At 63.7% G+C, this 18,026-nt stretch carries 17 protein-coding genes; 10 read left to right on the plus strand and 7 right to left on the minus strand.

The window, feature by feature from the left end; translation table 11 throughout:
* Nucleotides 1-76: 76 nt before the first annotated feature.
* The 3 genes from NKJ88_RS25815 to NKJ88_RS25825 form a co-directional block, all read right to left on the minus strand.
* Nucleotides 77-1,201, minus strand: a complete 1,125-nt coding sequence (locus NKJ88_RS25815) for a sugar ABC transporter substrate-binding protein (protein ID WP_023682221.1) — start codon at nt 1,199-1,201, stop codon at nt 77-79.
* Between the two features lie 324 nt (nt 1,202-1,525).
* Nucleotides 1,526-2,554, minus strand: a complete 1,029-nt coding sequence (gene gntR / locus NKJ88_RS25820; RefSeq protein WP_023682222.1) for an HTH-type transcriptional regulator GntR — start codon at nt 2,552-2,554, stop codon at nt 1,526-1,528.
* Nucleotides 2,555-2,713: 159 nt separating this feature from the next.
* Entirely contained in the window at nt 2,714-3,886 is a 1,173-nt protein-coding gene (locus NKJ88_RS25825) for an MFS transporter (protein ID WP_050588124.1), read from the minus strand.
* Between the two features lie 229 nt (nt 3,887-4,115).
* Here NKJ88_RS25825 and NKJ88_RS25830 point away from each other — a divergent pair, with 229 nt between their 5' ends.
* The 4 genes from NKJ88_RS25830 to mocR all read left to right on the plus strand — a co-directional run bounded on the left by NKJ88_RS25830 (nt 4,116) and on the right by mocR (nt 7,418).
* Nucleotides 4,116-4,403, plus strand: coding sequence for a DUF3175 domain-containing protein (locus NKJ88_RS25830; protein ID WP_023673065.1), 288 nt, complete (start codon nt 4,116-4,118; stop codon nt 4,401-4,403).
* A 214-nt stretch (nt 4,404-4,617) separates the two neighbouring features.
* Nucleotides 4,618-5,529 (plus strand): myo-inosose-2 dehydratase, encoded by a 912-nt coding sequence (gene iolE, locus NKJ88_RS25835; protein WP_352446068.1) that lies wholly within the window; start codon nt 4,618-4,620, stop codon nt 5,527-5,529.
* A gap of 214 nt (nt 5,530-5,743) precedes the next feature.
* Nucleotides 5,744-5,950, plus strand: a complete 207-nt coding sequence (locus NKJ88_RS25840) for a LacI family DNA-binding transcriptional regulator (RefSeq protein WP_023673063.1) — start codon at nt 5,744-5,746, stop codon at nt 5,948-5,950.
* Nucleotide 5,951: 1 nt separating this feature from the next.
* A complete protein-coding gene (gene mocR / locus NKJ88_RS25845; RefSeq protein WP_023673062.1) occupies nt 5,952-7,418 on the plus strand; it encodes a rhizopine catabolism transcriptional regulator MocR in 1,467 nt (488 codons plus the stop codon).
* Nucleotides 7,419-7,437: 19 nt separating this feature from the next.
* On the opposite strand, the gene NKJ88_RS25850 is transcribed toward mocR, so the two are convergent.
* Nucleotides 7,438-8,682, minus strand: coding sequence for a DegT/DnrJ/EryC1/StrS family aminotransferase (locus tag NKJ88_RS25850; RefSeq protein WP_352446070.1), 1,245 nt, complete (start codon nt 8,680-8,682; stop codon nt 7,438-7,440).
* Nucleotides 8,683-9,026: 344 nt separating this feature from the next.
* Here NKJ88_RS25850 and NKJ88_RS25855 point away from each other — a divergent pair, with 344 nt between their 5' ends.
* The 5 genes from NKJ88_RS25855 to NKJ88_RS25875 all read left to right on the plus strand — a co-directional run bounded on the left by NKJ88_RS25855 (nt 9,027) and on the right by NKJ88_RS25875 (nt 14,215).
* Entirely contained in the window at nt 9,027-9,938 is a 912-nt protein-coding gene (locus tag NKJ88_RS25855) for a polysaccharide deacetylase family protein (RefSeq protein ID WP_023752956.1), read from the plus strand.
* Between the two features lie 62 nt (nt 9,939-10,000).
* Nucleotides 10,001-10,969, plus strand: coding sequence for a rhizopine catabolism ABC transporter substrate-binding protein (locus tag NKJ88_RS25860; RefSeq protein ID WP_023687959.1), 969 nt, complete (start codon nt 10,001-10,003; stop codon nt 10,967-10,969).
* Between the two features lie 157 nt (nt 10,970-11,126).
* The gene (locus tag NKJ88_RS25865) at nt 11,127-12,242 is read left to right on the plus strand and encodes an ABC transporter permease (RefSeq protein ID WP_023687958.1); all 1,116 of its coding nucleotides are present in this window, start codon (nt 11,127-11,129) and stop codon (nt 12,240-12,242) included.
* The gene (locus NKJ88_RS25870; protein WP_023712088.1) at nt 12,239-13,075 is read left to right on the plus strand and encodes an ATP-binding cassette domain-containing protein; all 837 of its coding nucleotides are present in this window, start codon (nt 12,239-12,241) and stop codon (nt 13,073-13,075) included. Before NKJ88_RS25865 ends, NKJ88_RS25870 begins: the two co-directional genes overlap by 4 nt.
* A gap of 33 nt (nt 13,076-13,108) precedes the next feature.
* Nucleotides 13,109-14,215: a Gfo/Idh/MocA family protein gene (locus tag NKJ88_RS25875; RefSeq protein ID WP_023673056.1), complete on the plus strand. Its 1,107-nt coding sequence runs from the start codon at nt 13,109-13,111 to the stop codon at nt 14,213-14,215.
* Between the two features lie 149 nt (nt 14,216-14,364).
* Here the strand turns inward: NKJ88_RS25875 and NKJ88_RS25880 are convergent, their stop codons facing one another.
* A complete protein-coding gene (locus tag NKJ88_RS25880) occupies nt 14,365-15,141 on the minus strand; it encodes a FadR/GntR family transcriptional regulator (protein ID WP_023725423.1) in 777 nt (258 codons plus the stop codon).
* A 118-nt stretch (nt 15,142-15,259) separates the two neighbouring features.
* Nucleotides 15,260-16,150 (minus strand): NAD-dependent epimerase/dehydratase family protein, encoded by an 891-nt coding sequence (locus NKJ88_RS25885; RefSeq protein ID WP_023712090.1) that lies wholly within the window; start codon nt 16,148-16,150, stop codon nt 15,260-15,262.
* A gap of 117 nt (nt 16,151-16,267) precedes the next feature.
* Between NKJ88_RS25885 and NKJ88_RS25890 the strand changes: the two genes are divergently transcribed.
* Nucleotides 16,268-17,206 (plus strand): NAD(P)-dependent oxidoreductase, encoded by a 939-nt coding sequence (locus NKJ88_RS25890; RefSeq protein WP_023682235.1) that lies wholly within the window; start codon nt 16,268-16,270, stop codon nt 17,204-17,206.
* Between the two features lie 18 nt (nt 17,207-17,224).
* On the opposite strand, the gene NKJ88_RS25895 is transcribed toward NKJ88_RS25890, so the two are convergent.
* Nucleotides 17,225-18,007, minus strand: coding sequence for a FadR/GntR family transcriptional regulator (locus NKJ88_RS25895; RefSeq protein WP_023712091.1), 783 nt, complete (start codon nt 18,005-18,007; stop codon nt 17,225-17,227).
* Nucleotides 18,008-18,026 lie beyond the last annotated feature (19 nt).

The following is an 18,026-nucleotide window of genomic DNA, read 5'->3' on the forward strand; positions in this document are numbered from 1 at the left end:
TTTGACTTCAAGGGATATTGAGTGGCCGGCGCCGCGGAGATCCCGCGGCGCCGGATATGCCGCCTATTGGTCAGCCCTATTGGTCAGCTTTGGTCTGGCCCATAATTTCCTGCGCGGTGAAATTGATGCCGCAGGTCGGGAAGGAATTGCCGACGAAGAAATTGTCGGACTGGTCGGGGAAGAAATCCTGACCGGCCTTGAAGTTCGGGTCCTCGACGATCGCCAGCGGCAGCTTCACCGCTTGCGGCACAACGTTGCCTTCGAGCGCGGCAATCGCCGTCTTGATGGCGACCGCGACCTGCGCCGGACCGGTGCCGGCCGATGAGCATTTCAGCCCGTCGCCGGCATGTGCCGCGCAGAACTTGCGGAAACCGTTCTCGGTCTCGCCGCCGAACGGCACGAAAGCATGCTTGGCATCGATCATCGCCTGCACGATGCCGGTGTCGCCGCCTTGCCCGGTGATGCCGTCGAACGGGCCGTTGGTGGCAATGGCGTCGGCCGTGGCTTTCTGCGCCACGCCGTCGTCCCATTTGCCGACCACCTCGGTGACGTCCCATTTCTTGCCGGAGGCATCGAGCGCTTCATGGATGCCGTTGTGACGGTCGGTGTCCACGGAAGTTCCGGCAACGCCGCGCACTTCGAGCACCTTGCCGCCATTCGGCACATGGCCGACCAGCCATTTGCCCCACAATTCGCCAAGGCCCTTCTGGTCGACATTGACGTTGATGGCGTCCTTGGTATCGAGAATATTGTCGAAGGCGACGAGGATGACGCCAGCTTCCTTGGCGCGCTTGATGACCGGCCCGAAAGCGGTCGGGTTCTGGGCGTTGACGACGATCGCGTCATAGCCGGAATCGATGAAGTTGTTGATCGCCGAAATCTGAGCCGGCACGTCCTCGCCGGTCGAGACGACCTTGAATTCCTTCAGTTTAGCGGCGACCTCCGGCTGGGCCGCATAGGCCTTGGCGGTCTGCACCATCTGGATGCGCCAGGTGTTGGCGATATAGCCATTGGCGAGCGCGATGCGGTATGGGCCGTCTTTCTTGGGGAACTTGAAGAACTGCGTATCGGCCGCCCAGGGCGCAAAGCAATCCGGCTCAGCCGACGGGCCCTTGACAACTTCCGGGTCGGCCATGGCCGACGAACTCAGCATGACGAATGCAGTGGCGGCAACGATGCCACCAACAAGTGACTTGATCATCGATATTCCTCCCAGTTGTAGTTTTGTTTGCTGCTGCTTGTTTATTTGATGCTGTTTGTCGTGGTGTGTTTCCACGCCTGCCGAAGGCCCTCCAGCCTGGCCGGCGCCACGTCTCAAGGGCCGAAGCCGGCCCGATCCCCTCCCCCTCGCCGCTTCACAGGCGAGAAACGAAACTAGCATATTATACATAATAAACAAGCATGAGCTGTTGCTTATGTATAATAAACAGGGGCGGCCTTTCATCAAAACGTCTGCCCGACGAAAATGGTAGCGCTACCATGACGTTGTGTAAAGCACCATTTGCTGAGGCCGGCCAAAGCGTGTTCAGCGTGCGGTGCTCTCGCGGGGCTTGAGTTCGAAACCAAGATCGACGACCCGCTGCTCAGGCCTTCGTCCTGCGATCGCCGCCAGCGCCATGGCGACAGACCGACGGCCGATTTCATAGCGAGGGGTGCGGATACTGGTGAGCGGCGGGAACGCCGCCTGCATCATTTCGAGGTCGTTGAAGCCGACAATGCCGATTGTTTTCGGCACGTTGAGCGCGGCGCTATGGCATTCGAACAAAACGCCGAGCGCGATGTCGTCATTGTTGCAGAAGACGCCGTCGAGCGCCGGCATCTTGGCCAGCGCATCGCGAAGCAGCTCGCGGCCGAGCGTCACGCTGGACAGTAGCGGCGTGGTGGTGACCAGCCGCGGGTCGAACAGGCCGGCCTTCTCCATTGCCGCGCGATAGCCGGCAAGCCGCCGCTGCGAGCGCGGGTCCATGCGTGCGCCGATGAAGCCGATCCGCCGGTAGCCCGCCTCGATCAGATGCTCGGTCGCGGTGCGGCCGCCGTCGAAATGCGAGAAGCCGACCAGCATGTCGACCGGATCGGGCCCGGTCTCCATCACCTGCACCACCGGGCAGCCCGCGCTCTCCAGCAGCTTTCGCGAGGTCGGCGTCTGGTCGATGCCGGCCACGATCAGCGCCGCCGGGCGCTGCGGTGCGAACACCTGCAGCAGGCGCTCCTCCTCGAGGCCGGAATAATGGGTGTTGCCGAGCTGGACGCGGAACGGGCCGTCCGACAGGCTGTCATAGATGCCGCGCACCACTTCTGCGAAGACGTTGTTGGTCAGCGACGGCACCAGCACGCCGAACACATCGGCGCGCGCCGAGGCCAGCGCCCGTGCATTGGGATCCGGGACATAACCGAGTTCGTCGACGGCGGCCTGGATCTGGCGCCGCAGATCTTGGCTGACGCGTTCCGGTTCGCGCAGCGCCCGCGACACGGTGATGGCGCCGACGCCGGCCTTGCGCGCCACATCTGATAGGGTCGGGCGGCCGCCCCCGCGACGCGAGCGCGGCTTGGTCATGGACATCCTCCACGTGCCGGGCCCCGGCCGCTGCGCCCTTGCGAAACCATGTTCAGCTTTTCCACTGCCACCATGCCAACCGGCTGCTGCCGCACCCACTCGCCTGCTGGCGTCGCGCAGCCAATCGCCCTTGTCAAGCAACAGGGCAATCCTGCCTTCCTAAGCCATCAGGGCAGCACTGCGTTTTGCTTTCCACAGCAGCAGCCCGATGGCCACTATGTTCAGCAAGTTCCACGCGATCCCGTTGAGGAACGCGGCGGCGTAAGAGCCGGTCAGGTCGTAGATCCAGCCCGACATCCAGCCACCGATCGCCATGCCGAAGATGGTCGCCATCATGACGATGCCGATACGCTGGCCGGCCTCCCTGGCGGGCAGGTATTCGCGCACGATGATGGCATAGCAAGGCACGATGCCGCCTTGCGACAGGCCGAACACCAGCGACACGACATAGAGCGAGGCAAGCCCGTCGAACGGGATGTAAAACAAAAGCGACAGGCATTGCAGCACGGAACCGATAAGCAGGGTTTTCACGCCGCCGATGCGGTCGGCGACAAAGCCGGAGGCGAGCCGGCTGACGACGCCCGCCGCCATCATGATCGACAGCATGTCGGCGCCATGCGCAATGCCGTAGCCAAGATCCATGCAATAGGCGACGATGTGCACCTGCGGCATCGACATCGCCACGCAGCAGCCGAGACCGGCAACGATCAGCAGCACCTGTAACGCCGCCGGCGACAGCGAAATCGACTGCACTGGCCGGCTTCCGGGCGAACCGGCGGCAGCCGCCGTCGGAGCAGCGCGCCGCAACAACAGCACCAGTGGCACCATGGTGACCAGGCAGAAGACACCGATGCCGGCATAGGTGAAGCGCCAGCCCTCCGCCTTGATCAGTGTCGGCATGATGGTTGGCCAGAGCGCTCCGGCGAGATAGTTGCCAGCAGCCGCCGCCGTGACGGCGACGCCGCGCCGACGGTTGAACCAGTGCGAGATGTCGGCGATCAGCGGCCCGAAGATCACCGATGTGCCGACACCAATCAGCACGCCCTGGGCAAGGGTGAATTGCAGGATAGAGGTCGACAACGCGGCGAGCAGCAGGCCGGCGGCGAGAGCCACCGAGGATAGCAGTGCCGGGATCCAATACCCCATGCGATCGACCGCGCGGCCAACCAGCACATTGCCGGCGGCGAAGCCGACCATGGTTGCGGTGTAGGGCATCGATGCCGCGGCGCGGTCAACGCCGAACTCGGCCTGCACGGCCGGCAGCACGACGACGACGGCCCACATGCCGACCGCACCGATCGTCGCCAGCAGCATGGAGATGGCAAGCCGCATCCAGGCGTAGCTGCTGTCGATGCCGGGGCTATCCGCCTGATTGGCGACGATCGGGGTCAAGGCGTTTCCTGTCTACGGTCCTGGGAAGTCGACCGTTGTGTCGCCACTATCGGCGCATTCACCGCGACGGGCAGCGCCACAGGGCCATGATCCGTGGCTCCAGCGGCCCGGCGATTTCTCGGGAACCGCGGCGGCCTGCCCGAGTTTTTGCGACAGGAAGGAGTTTGTCATGACCGCGAAGAAAAAATGGTCGGCCGAGGTGACCGAGCACAGCGATGCGATGGACCTTGAGGACCACATCTTCGAAGCCGACGACGCCAGGAAGATCGCGGCCTCGCTCAAGCGCTCGGCCGAGCACAGCGACCGCCGCAAGGCCGAGCCGTTTCAGTCGGCCATGTCGATGCTGAATTTCTACATCAACCGCGCCGGCAAGAACCTGCCGCAGGCGCGCCGGAAAGTGCTTGAGGACGCCAAGGACGAACTGCGCGCGGCCTTCGGAAGGCCGCAGCAGGATTAATGCATGTCGCTCAAAAGTGGCGCCGGTTTTGAGACAACGACATGCATAAACAAAGACCTAAGCGCGTCGACTTAGTCCGTTCAAACGGGACGCGCTTTAGCGCTCCCGATTGGCTCTGCCAAATTCACCTCAACTGGACCTAGTGACAGGTCCTCTTTCCCCTCAGTTTGCCGGCCTCGGCTTTGTGTTTCCCCGAGCCCTTTGAAGTAGCGGCATGACGGTCAAGATCGGCATCAATCCCATCACCTGGAGCAATGACGATGTTCCCTCACTCGGCGGCGATACGCCGCTCGCGACATGCCTGTCGGAAACCAGGCAGGCCGGCTATCGCGGCACCGAACTCGGCGGCAAATTCCCCAGGCGAAGCGACGAGCTTGGACCGATCCTGTCTTCTTACGGACTGGAGCTCGTCTCCGGCTGGTATGACGGCCGCATTCTGGACCGCACGGTCGACGAGGAATTCGCCGCCATCACCTCGCATCTGACCCTGCTGCGCGACCTCGGCGCCAAGGTCGTCGTCTATGCCGACACCTCGCGCGGCCGTCATGACGGCATTTTCGCGCCGATCTCACAGCGTCCGCGCCTCGCTGACGGCGAATGGACTGCCTATGGCGAGAAGCTGACCGAACTCGCCGACCGCATGGCTGCCTTCGGCGTCGGCATGGCTTTCCATCACCATATGGGCACCATCGTCGAGAGCGATGACGAGGTCGACAGGCTGATGGCCGCAACCGGCAAGAGCGTCGGCCTGCTGTTCGATACCGGCCATTGTCTGTTCTCAGGCGGCGACCCGGCCTCCCTCCTGAACCGGCATCTCGACCGCATCGTGCATTTCCATTGCAAGGACGTCCGCGCAGCCGTGCTGGAGAAGGCACGGCGCGAGGACATGAGTTTCATGGCGGCAGTGATGGAAGGAATCTTCACCGTGCCCGGCGATGGCTCCGTCGATTTCCTGTCGCTGCTGCAGCCTCTGGCCAGCCATGGCTTCGAAGGCTGGATCGTCGTCGAGGCCGAGCAGGATCCGGCCAAGGCACACCCCATGACCTATGCCACGAAAGGTTACGCTTCGCTTCTCAAAACGGCCTGCGCGGCCGGGTTCGACGTCGCGATACGAGACTTGGCCTAACCACCGCCGGGGGGCTGGTGGTTGGGCCGGTTGGGCGCGCGCCTCGGTAGGGGTAGCGACGCGAAAGCGCCCGGCGATCCGCGCCGCCGCCCTCCCTTGGCGGCGCGGATCGCACAGTTCTTGGCATCGAAATTTTTGCCCCCGAGTTGCCGGCCCGGCGTTTCCAGCTTGAGGCTGGCGACGAGGCATGCCTTGATGCAGAGGGAGGAGCGACATGGCATTCGAGGCGGCACTCGGCATGGAACGGCTTTGCACCATCCGTGAGATCGCCGAGAAGGCGGAACTCGGCGCGGCAACCGTTCACCGCGCGCTGAAGAACAGCCGCGAGGTCCGTCCCGAAACCAGACGCCTGGTGCTGGAGACTGTCTGCCTGCTTAACGAAGAGAAGATCGCCCGCGCCGCCAGGTTGGTCGGAGACTAGCTTGGCCGACCATATGCGCCTTTCCCTCGACATCATGTCGGTCGACCGCGGCTCGGACGAACCGATGCACCGACAGATCTATGGCGCCTTGCGGCGCTTCATCCTCGACGGCCAGATCCAGCAGAACACGCTGCTGCCCTCGACCCGCTCGCTGGCCGAGGATCTGAAGGTCGGCCGCAACACGGTGATCGCCGCCTACGACCAGCTGCTCGCCGAAGGTTTTATCGAGGCGCGCGCCGGGTCCGGCACCTGGGTGGCGCCGATCCAGCAGAAACGCCCGCCGGCCGCGCTGCGTGCCGGCCTCGCCGCCCCGCAAAAACTCTCGCGGCGCGGTCAGACCATCGTCAACGGCCCGCAGCCGCCACGCAATGCCGGCGTCATCAACTTCCATCCCGGCGTGCCGGAATCGGCATCCTTCCCCTTCACCATCTGGTCCAGCCTTCTGGTGCGCAATGCGCGCAGCCGCGACGAGAACTTGCTCGGCTATATCTCCTTTGCCGGCCATCCCGGTCTGCGCCAGGCCATTGCGTCGACCATCAGCCTGTCGCGCGGCATCAACTGCACCGCCGACCAGGTCATCATCGTCACCGGCGCGCAGGCGGCACTCGACCTCGCTTCGCGCGTGCTGATGGACGAAGGCGACCATGTCTGGATGGAGGAGCCCGGCTATCTCGGCGCCAAGAGCGCCTTTCTCGCCAGCGGCGCGCAGCTTGCGCCCTTGAAGGTCGATCGCCTTGGATGGCATCTCGCAGACCCAGAGCTGCCGCCGCCGCGCCTGATCTATGTGACGCCATCCTGCCAGTGGCCGTTCGGCACCATCATGCGCATCGAGGAACGGCTGCAGCTGCTCGACATCGCCGAGCGCCACGGCGCCTGGATCGTCGAGGACGATTATGACGGCGAGTACCGGTACCGTGGCCGGCCGGTGCCGGCGCTGCGCGGCCTCGATCATGCCGACCGCGTCGTCTATATTGGTTCCTTCGGCAAGACGCTGATCCCGGCGCTTCGCATCGGCTATCTCATCGTACCCCGCGAACTGTCCGTGCCCTTCGACCGTGCCGTCTCGATCACCGGCCAGTTCGCGCCGCTGATCCTGCAGGCGACGGTCAACGACTTCATCACGCAAGGCTATTTCGCCACACATCTGAAACGCATGCGCCGCCTTTATGCGCGCCGGCAGGCCAATTTCGTAAAACTGTGCCAGGAGCATCTGGCCGAATGGCTGACTGTGACCGAGAACGATTCCGGCATGCAGCTGCTGGCCAGTTTTATCCGACCCTACAAGGACAGTGACGTCGTCGCCGCTGCCGTCAAGGAGGGCCTCGACGTGCAGGGCATCTCGATCAACTACCATTCGAGCGAGCCGGAACACGGCCTGCTGCTCGGCTATGCCGCGATGGACGAACGCCAGATCCTGCGCGCAGTGCTGGCGCTGCGCGCCGCCTTTATGCGACTGGACCGGCAATAAGCCGGTCCAACGCGGCTCTTCAATTCACGCTGTCGAATTTCTGCAGGTCCACCGGTGCTGCCTTGCGCACCTCGACATCGTCCAGCGAGGCATTCTCCAGCGCCACACGGGCCGCCGCATCGATGTTATGGATCATGTCGTCGATGTCGGCGTCGGCATGCGCCGGATTCATCGCGATCATCACCGTGCGGTTGAGGATGTCGAGAGAACCCTTGCCGAGGTCGTCGGCATAGGTCAGCCGCAGGCCCTTGTTTTCCGGCAGCGTGTACGGATTGAGCGCCGGATGATGCGCGCCCTCATGCATCAGCACCTGGTCCCACTGGGTGAAATTGTGGCGGCCGGTCTTGCCGGCAATGACGCTCGGAATGGTCTTCGAAAAAGTCTGCGCCGCCTGTTCGCTGGGCAGAAGATACATTACCTGTGCCGCGCAATCGTCGTCGGGGCTGTTCATCGGCGACGGCGTCAGGCCGAGATTGCCGAGATGGCGCGTGCCGGCCAGCACCTTCTTCTTCTCCGCCCGCATCGCCTCGATGATGCCGTCCAGACGGTCGAGCTGGACATTGAGCATCGCGCCCATCAATTCCGAGGCGCGCGCGCCGATGCCGGCGAACGGCTTGATGCTGTCGCTGCGGCCCTGCCAGTAGAAATGGCAGGGGTCGATGGCGCAGCGCGCGCGCTCGGCCACTTTCGGATCGCTGGTGGCGATGCCGCCGCCCTCGCCCGACGTGATGTTCTTGAAGTAGTTGAAGGAGTAGGCGCCGGCATGGCCGATGGAGCCGAGCTTCTTGCCCTCATAGCCGCCGCCAATGCCCTGGCAGACATCTTCCAGCACGAGCAGACCGCGTTTTTTAGCGATGTCCATGATGGCGTTCATGTTGCAGGCCGCACCCCACATATGTACCGGGATGACCGCCTTGGTGCGCGGGCCGACGGCGTCGCGCAGAGCGGCCGGGTCGATGGTCAGGCTCTCGTCGATATCGACAATGACCGGAATGGCGCCGACCGACAGCACTGCTGTGGCGGTCGCCATATAGGTGTGCGCCGGCACCAGCACCTCATCGCCCGGGCCGATGCCGAGGCCGATCAGGCCGGCGGCGAGCCCATAGGTGCCGCTGGCGGCCAGCGCAAAATGCTCGACGCCGAGATGCCTGGCATAGCGGGCCTCGAAGCGGTTGCACTCGCTGTTCTCGCCATAGCGAAACAGCGCACCCGAGCGGATCACCCTGGCAATGGCTTCGATCTCTTCTTCGCCGGCAGTGTACATGGCAAGTCTCCACATCGCTGATGGTATGAAAGCAGTACGCCTGCGGCCGCTGTTTGAAAGAACCACTCCGCTGCGATCGGACCAAGCCATCCTGCTCACGTCGGAGCGGCGTTTAGCGCCGACTGTGGGCATATCGAATGAAATCGACATTCCAGAATGCAGGCCCGCGGAAAAATCGTACCCATCCGAATTCGCTGAAGTGGCCCTGTCGGAAAGCCCGCATTGGGCGTTCCATCGCGTCCAGTTGGGCAAACGGTCGGTTCCATGCAGCACGGGACACACTTTGGAAGACCCTCGAAACCGGGGTGCCGGCAAGATGGTGGCCGGCAAAACGGTGGCCGTCCATGACGCGACAGCTCGTCCTGCATGAAGACGATGTCGGCATGTGCCATGGCGCCAACAGCGCCTTCCTCGAACTGACCGCACTGGGCGCCTGCAGCTCCGGCGCCGTGATGGTGCCGTGCCCATGGTTCCCTGAGATGGCCGAAGCGGCAGCCGCCGATCCCCGGCTCGATCTCGGCGTCCACCTGACGCTGAACAGCGAAAAGCAGCACTACAAATGGCGGCCGCTGACGTCGCCGTCGCGCGCGGCCGGCCTGACGGACGAGTTCGGCTATTTCTGGCCCGATGTCGCGACCACCCGCCGCAAGGCAGCACCGCAAGCGGTGGAAACCGAGCTTCGCGCCCAGATCGACACCGCCTACCGCGCCGGCATCGACGTCACTCATCTTGACGCCCATATGGGGGCAGCGCTGTCGCCCGAGTTTTGCGACGTCTACATCAAGCTCGGCCTGGAATATCGCTTGCCGGTGCTGTTGACCAAAACGCTGTCGGCCTATTCGCCCAACGACAATCTGGTTGGCGTCACCGAAGCGGCGTTCCAGCGCGGCGTCACTGAAGCCCGGGCCAAGGGCTTTGTCATCTTCGACGCCGCCATTCAGACGACCTGGGGCCGTCCACGCTCCAAGCCGATAGGGCCCGCCTACAGGGCATTGGTCGAAGGGGTGCGCGAAGGCCTGACCTTCTTTTGCCTGCACTTCAACGCGCCGGGCGAGTTGGAACTCATCGAGCCGCGCTCCGCCTATATCCGCACCGAGGAATACGAACTCTTCCGCGACCAGGCTTTCCGCGACTGGCTCGGCGCGCAGGACATCGACATCATCGGCATGAAGCCGCTGCGCGAGGAGCTTCGTGCACGGCTCGGGGCATCGACACCGGCAAAGGCCCGCAAAGCGGCCACCCGGTCAGCGCCGTAAGCCGATCCGTCGGCCGAGGCGCAAAGAGGGAATTGGAACTGCAACGACAATGGGAGAATGACATGAAGACTGTTCTGAAACTGGCGCTCGGCGCGCTTGTCTCGATGAGTATGCTGGCGGGCGTCGTGCAAGCGGCCGGCCTGAAGGATCCCAAGGATGTCCGCATCACCTTCGTGGTGCATGGCTCGGCCTCCGATCCCTACTGGTCGGTGGTCAAGCGCGGCGTCGACGATGCGGCGGCGCTGACCGGCGCCAAGGTCGAATATTATGCGCCGCAAGTGTTCGACGTGGTCGAGCAGGCCCGCCTGCTCGACGCGGCCATCGCCACCAATCCAGACGGCATCGCCGTCTCCATTGCCGACGCCAATGCGCTTGGTAAATCGGTCAAGGCCGGCCTTGCCGCCAATATTCCGATGGTCGTCCTGGATTCCGGCGAGAAGGAAGGCGCCGAACTCGGCACCTCTCTCTACGTCGGCACAGTCTCCGAATATGATTCCGGCAAGAAGGCCGGCGAGCGGCTGGCCAAGGAAGGCACGCTCAAAGTCGTCTGCATCAACCACGAGGTCGGCAATGTCAGCCTCGACCAGCGCTGCCAGGGGTTGAATGATGGGCTGAAGCCGTCAGGCGGCGGCACCGAAGTGCTTACCGTGTCGCCCGATCCGGCCGACATCCAGCGCCGCACCGAGGCCTATCTGTCGGCGCATCCCGACACCCAGGCCGTCTTCGCGCTCGGCGCCACTGCCGCCAATCCGCTGATCCCGTTCTTCCGGCAGAAGGAATTGTTCGGCAAGATCAAGCTCTACACCTTCGACATCAGCCCCGAAGTCCTGGATTCCGTCGTCGCCGGCGAAATGGGCTTCGGCATGGACGCCCAGCAATATCTGATGGGATACCTGCCGGTGATCTATCTGGTCGAGCATGCCACACATGGCTTCTGGCCGCAGAACAACGCCTACACCGGTCCGCTGTTCATCGACTCGCCCGATAAGGCCAAGGCGATCCTGGCGCTCGCCAAGGACGGCATCCGCTAAGGCAAGACCAAAACGGATCGGGGAGCCGCCATGCGCTCCCCGTCTCTGGTCGAGATTGCGAAGTGAGCGATTGGGGAGCCTAATGGCTGTTGTGGAAGACAAGGCGATACCTCCAGAAGCGCCGGCCCCCGGGGTACTGGGCAAGGACCGTTTCGGCATGACGTCGAAACGGGCTGCCGGCACTGACGAGCGGCTGGCCAGCACCGGCCGGCTGACGCAATGGCTGCGCCGGCCCGAAGCCGGTGCCGCCGGCGGCCTCATCGCCACCGTCATCATCTTCGCCCTGCTGCCGGGTGCGTCGAACCTCTATTCGCTACAGGGGTCGATGACCTTCCTGACGCTGGCAGCCGAACTCGGCATCATCGCCACGGCCGCAGCCCTTCTCATCATCGCCGGCGAGTTCGATCTCTCCGTCGGCTCGATGGTCGGCTTCGCCGGCGTCGTCATCGGACTGACGGTGAAATATTGGGGCTTGCCGCTGTGGGGCGGCATCGCCTGCGCCTTCGCTGTCGCCATCCTCACCGGCTACGTCAACGGCCTGATCGTTGTGAAGACCCGCCTGCCCTCCTTCATCGTGACGCTGGCGTCGCTCTACATCCTGCGCGGCCTGTCGATCGGCATCACCCGCGCCGTCACCGGCCGCACGCAGATCCCCTACATCCTCGACGGCGCGCCGGACCCGGCAACCGCGGGCCTGTTCAACGGCCATCTCCTGACTGGCTTCTTCCAATGGATGGGCACGCAAGGTTGGATCGCCACCCGCACCGACGGCATTCCCTTCGTCGTCGGCATTCCGATGTCGATCGTCTGGTGGCTCGGACTGACAGCGCTTGCCGGCTATGTCTTGACCCAGACCAAATACGGCAACTGGATCTTCGCCACCGGCGGCGACCTCAATGCCGCCCGCAATGTCGGCGTGCCGGTCGACCGGGTTAAGATCGCGCTGTTCATCTACACCGCCTGTGCCGCGACCTTGCTTGCCACCATCCAGGTGATGGAGGCCGGCTCCGCCGACACCACGCGCGGCCTGCTCAAGGAATTCGAGGCGATCATCGCCGCGGTCATCGGCGGCGTGCTGCTCACCGGCGGCTACGGCACCGTCTATGGCGTGCTGTTCGGCGCGCTGATCTTCGGCCTGGTGCAGATGGGCATCTTCTACACCGGCATCGACACCGACTGGTTCAAGGTCTTCCTCGGCATCGTCATCTTGATGGCCGTGCTCGTCAACAACTACATCCGCCTCAAGGCGCTCGGACGCGGAGGTGGCAAATGACCTATCCAAACCCATCCCCGGCCATCCAGCCAGCCATGGAATTGCGTGGTGTATCGGTCAATTTCGGCTCGGTGCGCGCGCTGCAGGATATCGACATCAAGGTCTATCCCGGCGAGGTGCACTGCTTGCTGGGCGACAACGGCGCCGGCAAGTCGACGCTGATCAAGGTTCTGTCGGGCGTGCACCGGCCGACCAAGGGCGAGATTTTCGTCGACGGCAAGCCCGTCACGTTCCGCAGCCCGCGCGACGCGCAGGACCTCGGCGTCGCGACGGTCTTCCAGGACCTCGGCATGATCTCGCTGATGTCGATCACGCGCAACTTCTTCCTCGGCCGCGAGCCGACCAGAAGCCGCCTGCCCTTCTCGCGCTTCGACAAGGAGCGCGCCAACACAATTGCCCGCCAGGCGATGGCCGATATCGGCATCGACGTGCGCGACCCGACGCAGGCCGTCGGCACGCTGTCGGGCGGCGAGCGCCAGTCGGTGGCGATCGCACGCGCCGTGCATTTCGGCGCCAAGGTGCTGATTTTGGACGAACCGACCTCGGCGCTCGGCGTGCATCAGGCGGCGATGGTGCTGAAATTCATCATCGAGGCGCGCATGCGCGGCCTGGCCGTGATCTTCATCAGCCACAACATCCACCACGCCTACCCTGTCGGTGACACTTTCACGCTGCTCAACCGCGGCCGCAATCGCGGTACATACGCCAAGTCCGAGATCTCGCGCGACGAGGTGATTTCCATCATGTCGGGCGGCGAGGATTTGAAGGCGGTGGAAGCTGAGATTGCCGGGCTGTTGGCGCAGATCGGCAACCGGCCGGCCGCCGCACCCTGAGCCTGGAACACTTTTGCAGAGAGTATTAACAGCATGAGCAGGATACGCGTCGGCGTCATCGGCGCCGGCATGATTTCGCAGGTCGAGCATATTCCAAACCTGTTGCGGCTCGGCGACCTGTTCGAACTGGTCGGCGTTGCCGACCCGTCAAGGATTTCGCGGGAATATGTCAGCGAAATTCACGGCATCGCCAATTTCGAAACGCCGGAGCAACTGTTCGGCCAGAAGCTCGACGCCGTCGTCATCGGCTCGCCCGACCCGCTGCATCACGAGCAGGTACTGGCCGCACTCGGGCGCGGCCTGCATGTCTTCTGCGAAAAGCCGCTCTGCTATTCCCCGGCGGAAATCGCCGAGATCATCGCCGCGCGCGACAAGGCCGGCAAGGTCATGCAGGTCGGCTATATGAAGCGCTTCGATCCGAGCTACCGGCTGGCGCTGGCCTCGCTGCCCGGCACGGCAAAGACGTTGCGGTCCGTCTCGGTCGAGGTCAACGATCCCGATGCCTGGCCGTTCATCGCCCACCAGCGCTACAAGCGCGGCAACGACATTCCCGAGGAGCTGATTGCCGCCGCGCAAGCCAGGCAGAAACAACAGGTCGAGCGCGCCATCGGCCAGCCCATGACCGATCTGGCTTTCCGTGGGTTTACCGGCGCTTACAGCTCCGCCTTGATTCACGATGTGAATGCCGTGCACGGCCTGCTCGACGCGCTCAGCGTGCCGGAGGGCGAGGTTGTCGGCGCGCAGATCTTCGCCAATGGCGATGGCGGCCAGGGCGCGGTAAAACTGCTCGACGGCCAGGCGCTGTGGACGATGACGCATCTCACCGTGCCGAAGCTCGCCGACTACAAGGAACGCATCACGCTCTTCTTCGACGATGCCAGCCTTGAGCTCGAATTCCCCTCGCCCTGGCTCAACCATCATCCGACCCGGCTGACTGTGAAGACCTCGGACGGCCACACACTGTCGACAAGGGATCTGCGTGCCGGCTACGGCGAAGCCTTCGTCGAGGAACTGCGCGGCTTCTGGGGTGCGATCGTCAATGGCGACGAGGTGGTCAACCGCCCCGAGCACGCCGCCCGCGACCAGGCGCTGCTGGTCGCGCTGACCAGGCAGCACCTGGCCACTTCGCAGGCCGGCTGAGCGCTCGCAGGATGTGTTGAGATTCAGGTCAGGCCGCGCCGAAAACGTTGGATTTCGAGAACCGGAGCGGAGCGTACTTAAGTAAGTGAGCACCGGAAGCGCAGAAAGCCGGCGTTTGCAGGCCGGCCTCACCTGAATATCAGCATATCCTACCGGGTGTTGATGACGCCGTCGGTATTGGCGAGCAGCTTGCGCACCGCGTTGCGGGCCGCCTCCGGCCGCTGCAGGCGGATGGCCTTCTCGATCGCCTCGTGCAGTTGCTGTGCATGCTGCAGATCGTCGAGTTCGCGCGTCGTATAGGTGAACAGATGATCGAAGGCGGATTCGATCAGCACGCCGAGCGGCACCAGCAGATCGTTGCCGGAGGCGCGCAGGATGGCCAGATGGAAACGCGTATCGGCGCGCGTGCGCTCCTGCAGGCTCGGCGCCTCGCCCATCTCGCGGCAGGCCTGGCTGATCTCGGCCATCTGCTCTTCGGTGCGTCGCATGGCGGCGAAGGCAGTCGCTTCCGGCTCGATGATATGGCGGAATTCCTGCACCGTCTTCAGGAACACCTCACGGTCGGGCGCGGTCGCGTACCAGGCGAGCACATCGCGATCGAGCAGGTTCCAGCGCTCCCTGGGCTCCACCCAGCTGCCGATCTTGGGGCGCGATGCCAGAAGGCTTTTGGCCATCAGCATCTTGATCGCCTCACGCACCGCCGAGCGGCTGACGTTGAAGGTTTCGGACCATTTGGCTTCATTGGGCAGGATGGTGCCCGGCGGATAGTCGCCGCGCACGATCCGAAGCCCGATTTCGCTGGCCAGTGACGCATGCACGCTGGTGCCGGGCATCCGGGTCGCGTCAGCCCGGCGAAGGGCCGCCGGGCGCTCGGCGGATGCCCCCTTTTCAGGCTTCGTTCCCTTATTCGGCTTTCCGTCCCTCATGCGTCCACAAAGTCCGGATTTCGAAAGCTGTCAAGCAGAGTGCCGGGCGCAGACGGCAAAGCCTGCGCCTGTGCACAGATCAGGTTACAACCTTGCCCCAAAGCCCAATTTGCCAGTCCTATTTGACGTATTTGCGCCAGCTGTGCTCGGGACGGAAGCCGAGCATGTCCCTGGCCTTGCGGTTGGAAAGCAGCGTTTCATATTCGCCGAGCTTCGTCTTGACCGGCACGTCGGGATAAAACCGCTTCAACAGTTCCGCTGTCGGCAGGTCGGACGAGGTGTCGTCATTGGCGGCGTTGAACACCTGGAAGCCGAGCCCGTCCGTTTCAACGGCGCGCAGCGCGATCTGGCCGAGATCGCGCGCGTCGACATAGCTCCAGGCGATGCGCTTGCGAAAGCCCGGATCGGCAAACCACTTCGGAAACAGCGAATATTCGTGCGGCTCGATGACGTTGCCGATGCGCAACGCATAGATATCGGTGCCGTTGCGCTGCGCAAAGGCGCGCGCCGTGTGCTCGTTGACGACCTTGGACAGAGCATAGCTGTCCATCGGATCGACGTCGTATTCTTCATCGAGGGGAAAATATTTGGGGTCGCGCGGTTCATTGGCGAACACCACGCCGTAGGTGGTCTCGCTGGACGCGATCACCACCTTGGGGATGCCAAGCTTCACCGCCGCCTCGATGACGTTGTAGGTGCCCATCGCATTGATGCGGAACACCTCATTGTCGGTCGTGATCATGATGCGCGGTATGGCGGCGAAGTGCACCACGGCATCGACCGGCTGCGGGCGCAGCGACGGGTCGAATTCGTGCAGACCCATATAGCTCGACAGCGCGTTGAACACCTGGCCGCTGTCGGTGATGTCGGTGATCAGCGTGCGTACCTTGGGATTGTCGAGCGGCCTGGTGTCGATGTTGAGCACCTGGCAGCCCTGTTCGACCAGATATTGCACGACATGGCGACCGGCCTTGCCGCTGCCGCCGGTGAACATGATCCGCTTCGTCATTTTCGTCTCCAATGCCTAGGATTTCCGTGTATTGTCAGACAATATGGCATTCCGCAACCACCCTCGCCCGCCAGACGGCGGCGCCCACTATCAATCTTCGCAACAGGACTTCAAGACATGACCACGACCGCCGCGAGCGAAAAGATCGGCTTTATCGGCCTTGGCCTGATGGGGCACGGCATTGCCAAGAACATCGTGGACAAGGGCTATGGCCTGACCTTCCTCGGCCGCAAGAACCGCAAGCCGGCGGAAGACTTGGCTGGCCGCGGTGCGAAGGAAGTGGCCACCTCGCGTGAGGTGGCAGCGGCATCCGATATCGTCTTCATCTGCGTCACCGGCTCGCGCGAGGTCGAAGCCATCATCCGTGGCCCCGGCGGCCTCAAGGAGGGCCTGAAAAGAGGCTCGGTTGTCGTCGACTGCTCGACCGCCGATCCGGTCTCGACGGTAGCGCTGGCGGCGGAACTGAAGGAGATCGGCGTCGACTTCGTCGATGCACCGCTCAGCCGCACCCCGAAGGAAGCCTGGGAAGGCACGCTCGACGCCATGGTCGGCGCGCCCGACGCGCTGTTTGCCCGTGTGAAGCCGGTCATCGAAACCTGGGCCGGCCGCATCGTCCATATTGGCGATACCGGTGACGGCCACCGCATGAAGCTGCTCAACAACTTCATCTCGCTGGGCTATGCCGCGATCTATTCCGAGGCGCTGGCGCTGGCCGAGAAGGTCGGCATCTCGCCACCCCGTTTCGACAGCGTCATCCGCAACGGCCGCATGGATTGCGGCTTCTACCAGACCTTCATGCGCTGGACGCTGGAGGGCGACCGCGACGCGCATAAATTCACCATCGCCAACGCCTTCAAGGACCTGACCTATCTGGAATCGATGGCGGGTGCGGCCGGCATCGCCAACCCGCTCGGCAACGCCACCAAGAACTCCTTCGCCGGTGCCCATGCCACTGGCCCGGCCGAGCAATTCGTGCCGATGCTGGCGACATATATCGGCAAGGTCAACGGCGTCGACCTGATGCCCAGCAAGGATGGCAAGAAGCAGACGATTTGAGGTGGCGAAAAGCCTGTGTCAGCGCCTCGACCGGCCGATAACATCGTCGGTGTTGGCGAGCAGTTTGTGCACCGCATTGCGCGCGGCCGCAGGACGCTGCAGGCGGATGTTCTTCTCGATCGCCTCATGCAGCGCCTGCGCCCGCCGCTGATCGCTGGTCTCGCGTGTGACGAAGACAAAGAGATGATCGAGCGCCGACTCGATCAGAACGCCAAGCGGCACCAGCAGATCGTTGCCCGAGGCGCGCAATATGGCGAGGTGAAAACGCGTGTCGGCGCGGATACGCTCCTGCAGGTTCAAAGCCTCGCCCATCTCACGACAGGCTTGGCTGATCTCGTCCATCTGCTCGTCGCTGCGCCGCGTGGCGGCAAAGGCCGACGCTTCCGGCTCGATGATGTGACGGAACTCCTGCACCGTGCGCAGGAAGGCCTCCCGGTCCGGCCCGGTCGCGTACCAGGCCAGCACATCGCGGTCGAGCAGGTTCCAGCGTTCCCTGGGCTCGACCCAGCTGCCGATCTTGGGCCGTGAAGCCAGCAGGCTTTTGGCCATCAGCATCTTGATGGCTTCGCGCACCGCCGAACGACTGACATCGAAGGTCTCGGCCCATTTGGCCTCGTTGGGCAGAATCGTGCCGGGCGGATAATCGCCTCGCACGATTCTGAGGCCGATCTCGCCGGCCAGCGAGACATGGACGCTCGCTCCCGGAAAATGCGCGGCACCGGCCCTGCGCATGACAGCCGGACCGCGGCTGGCTTGTGCCTTGGCCCGCTCGGCTCGCTTCTTTGATTTCTCGTCCGGCATTCACGTTCCAATGCGTCGG

Origin of the sequence: Mesorhizobium sp. M0016 (genome assembly GCF_040324035.1) — a bacterium.
Taxonomy (GTDB): Bacteria; Pseudomonadota; Alphaproteobacteria; order Rhizobiales; family Rhizobiaceae; genus Mesorhizobium.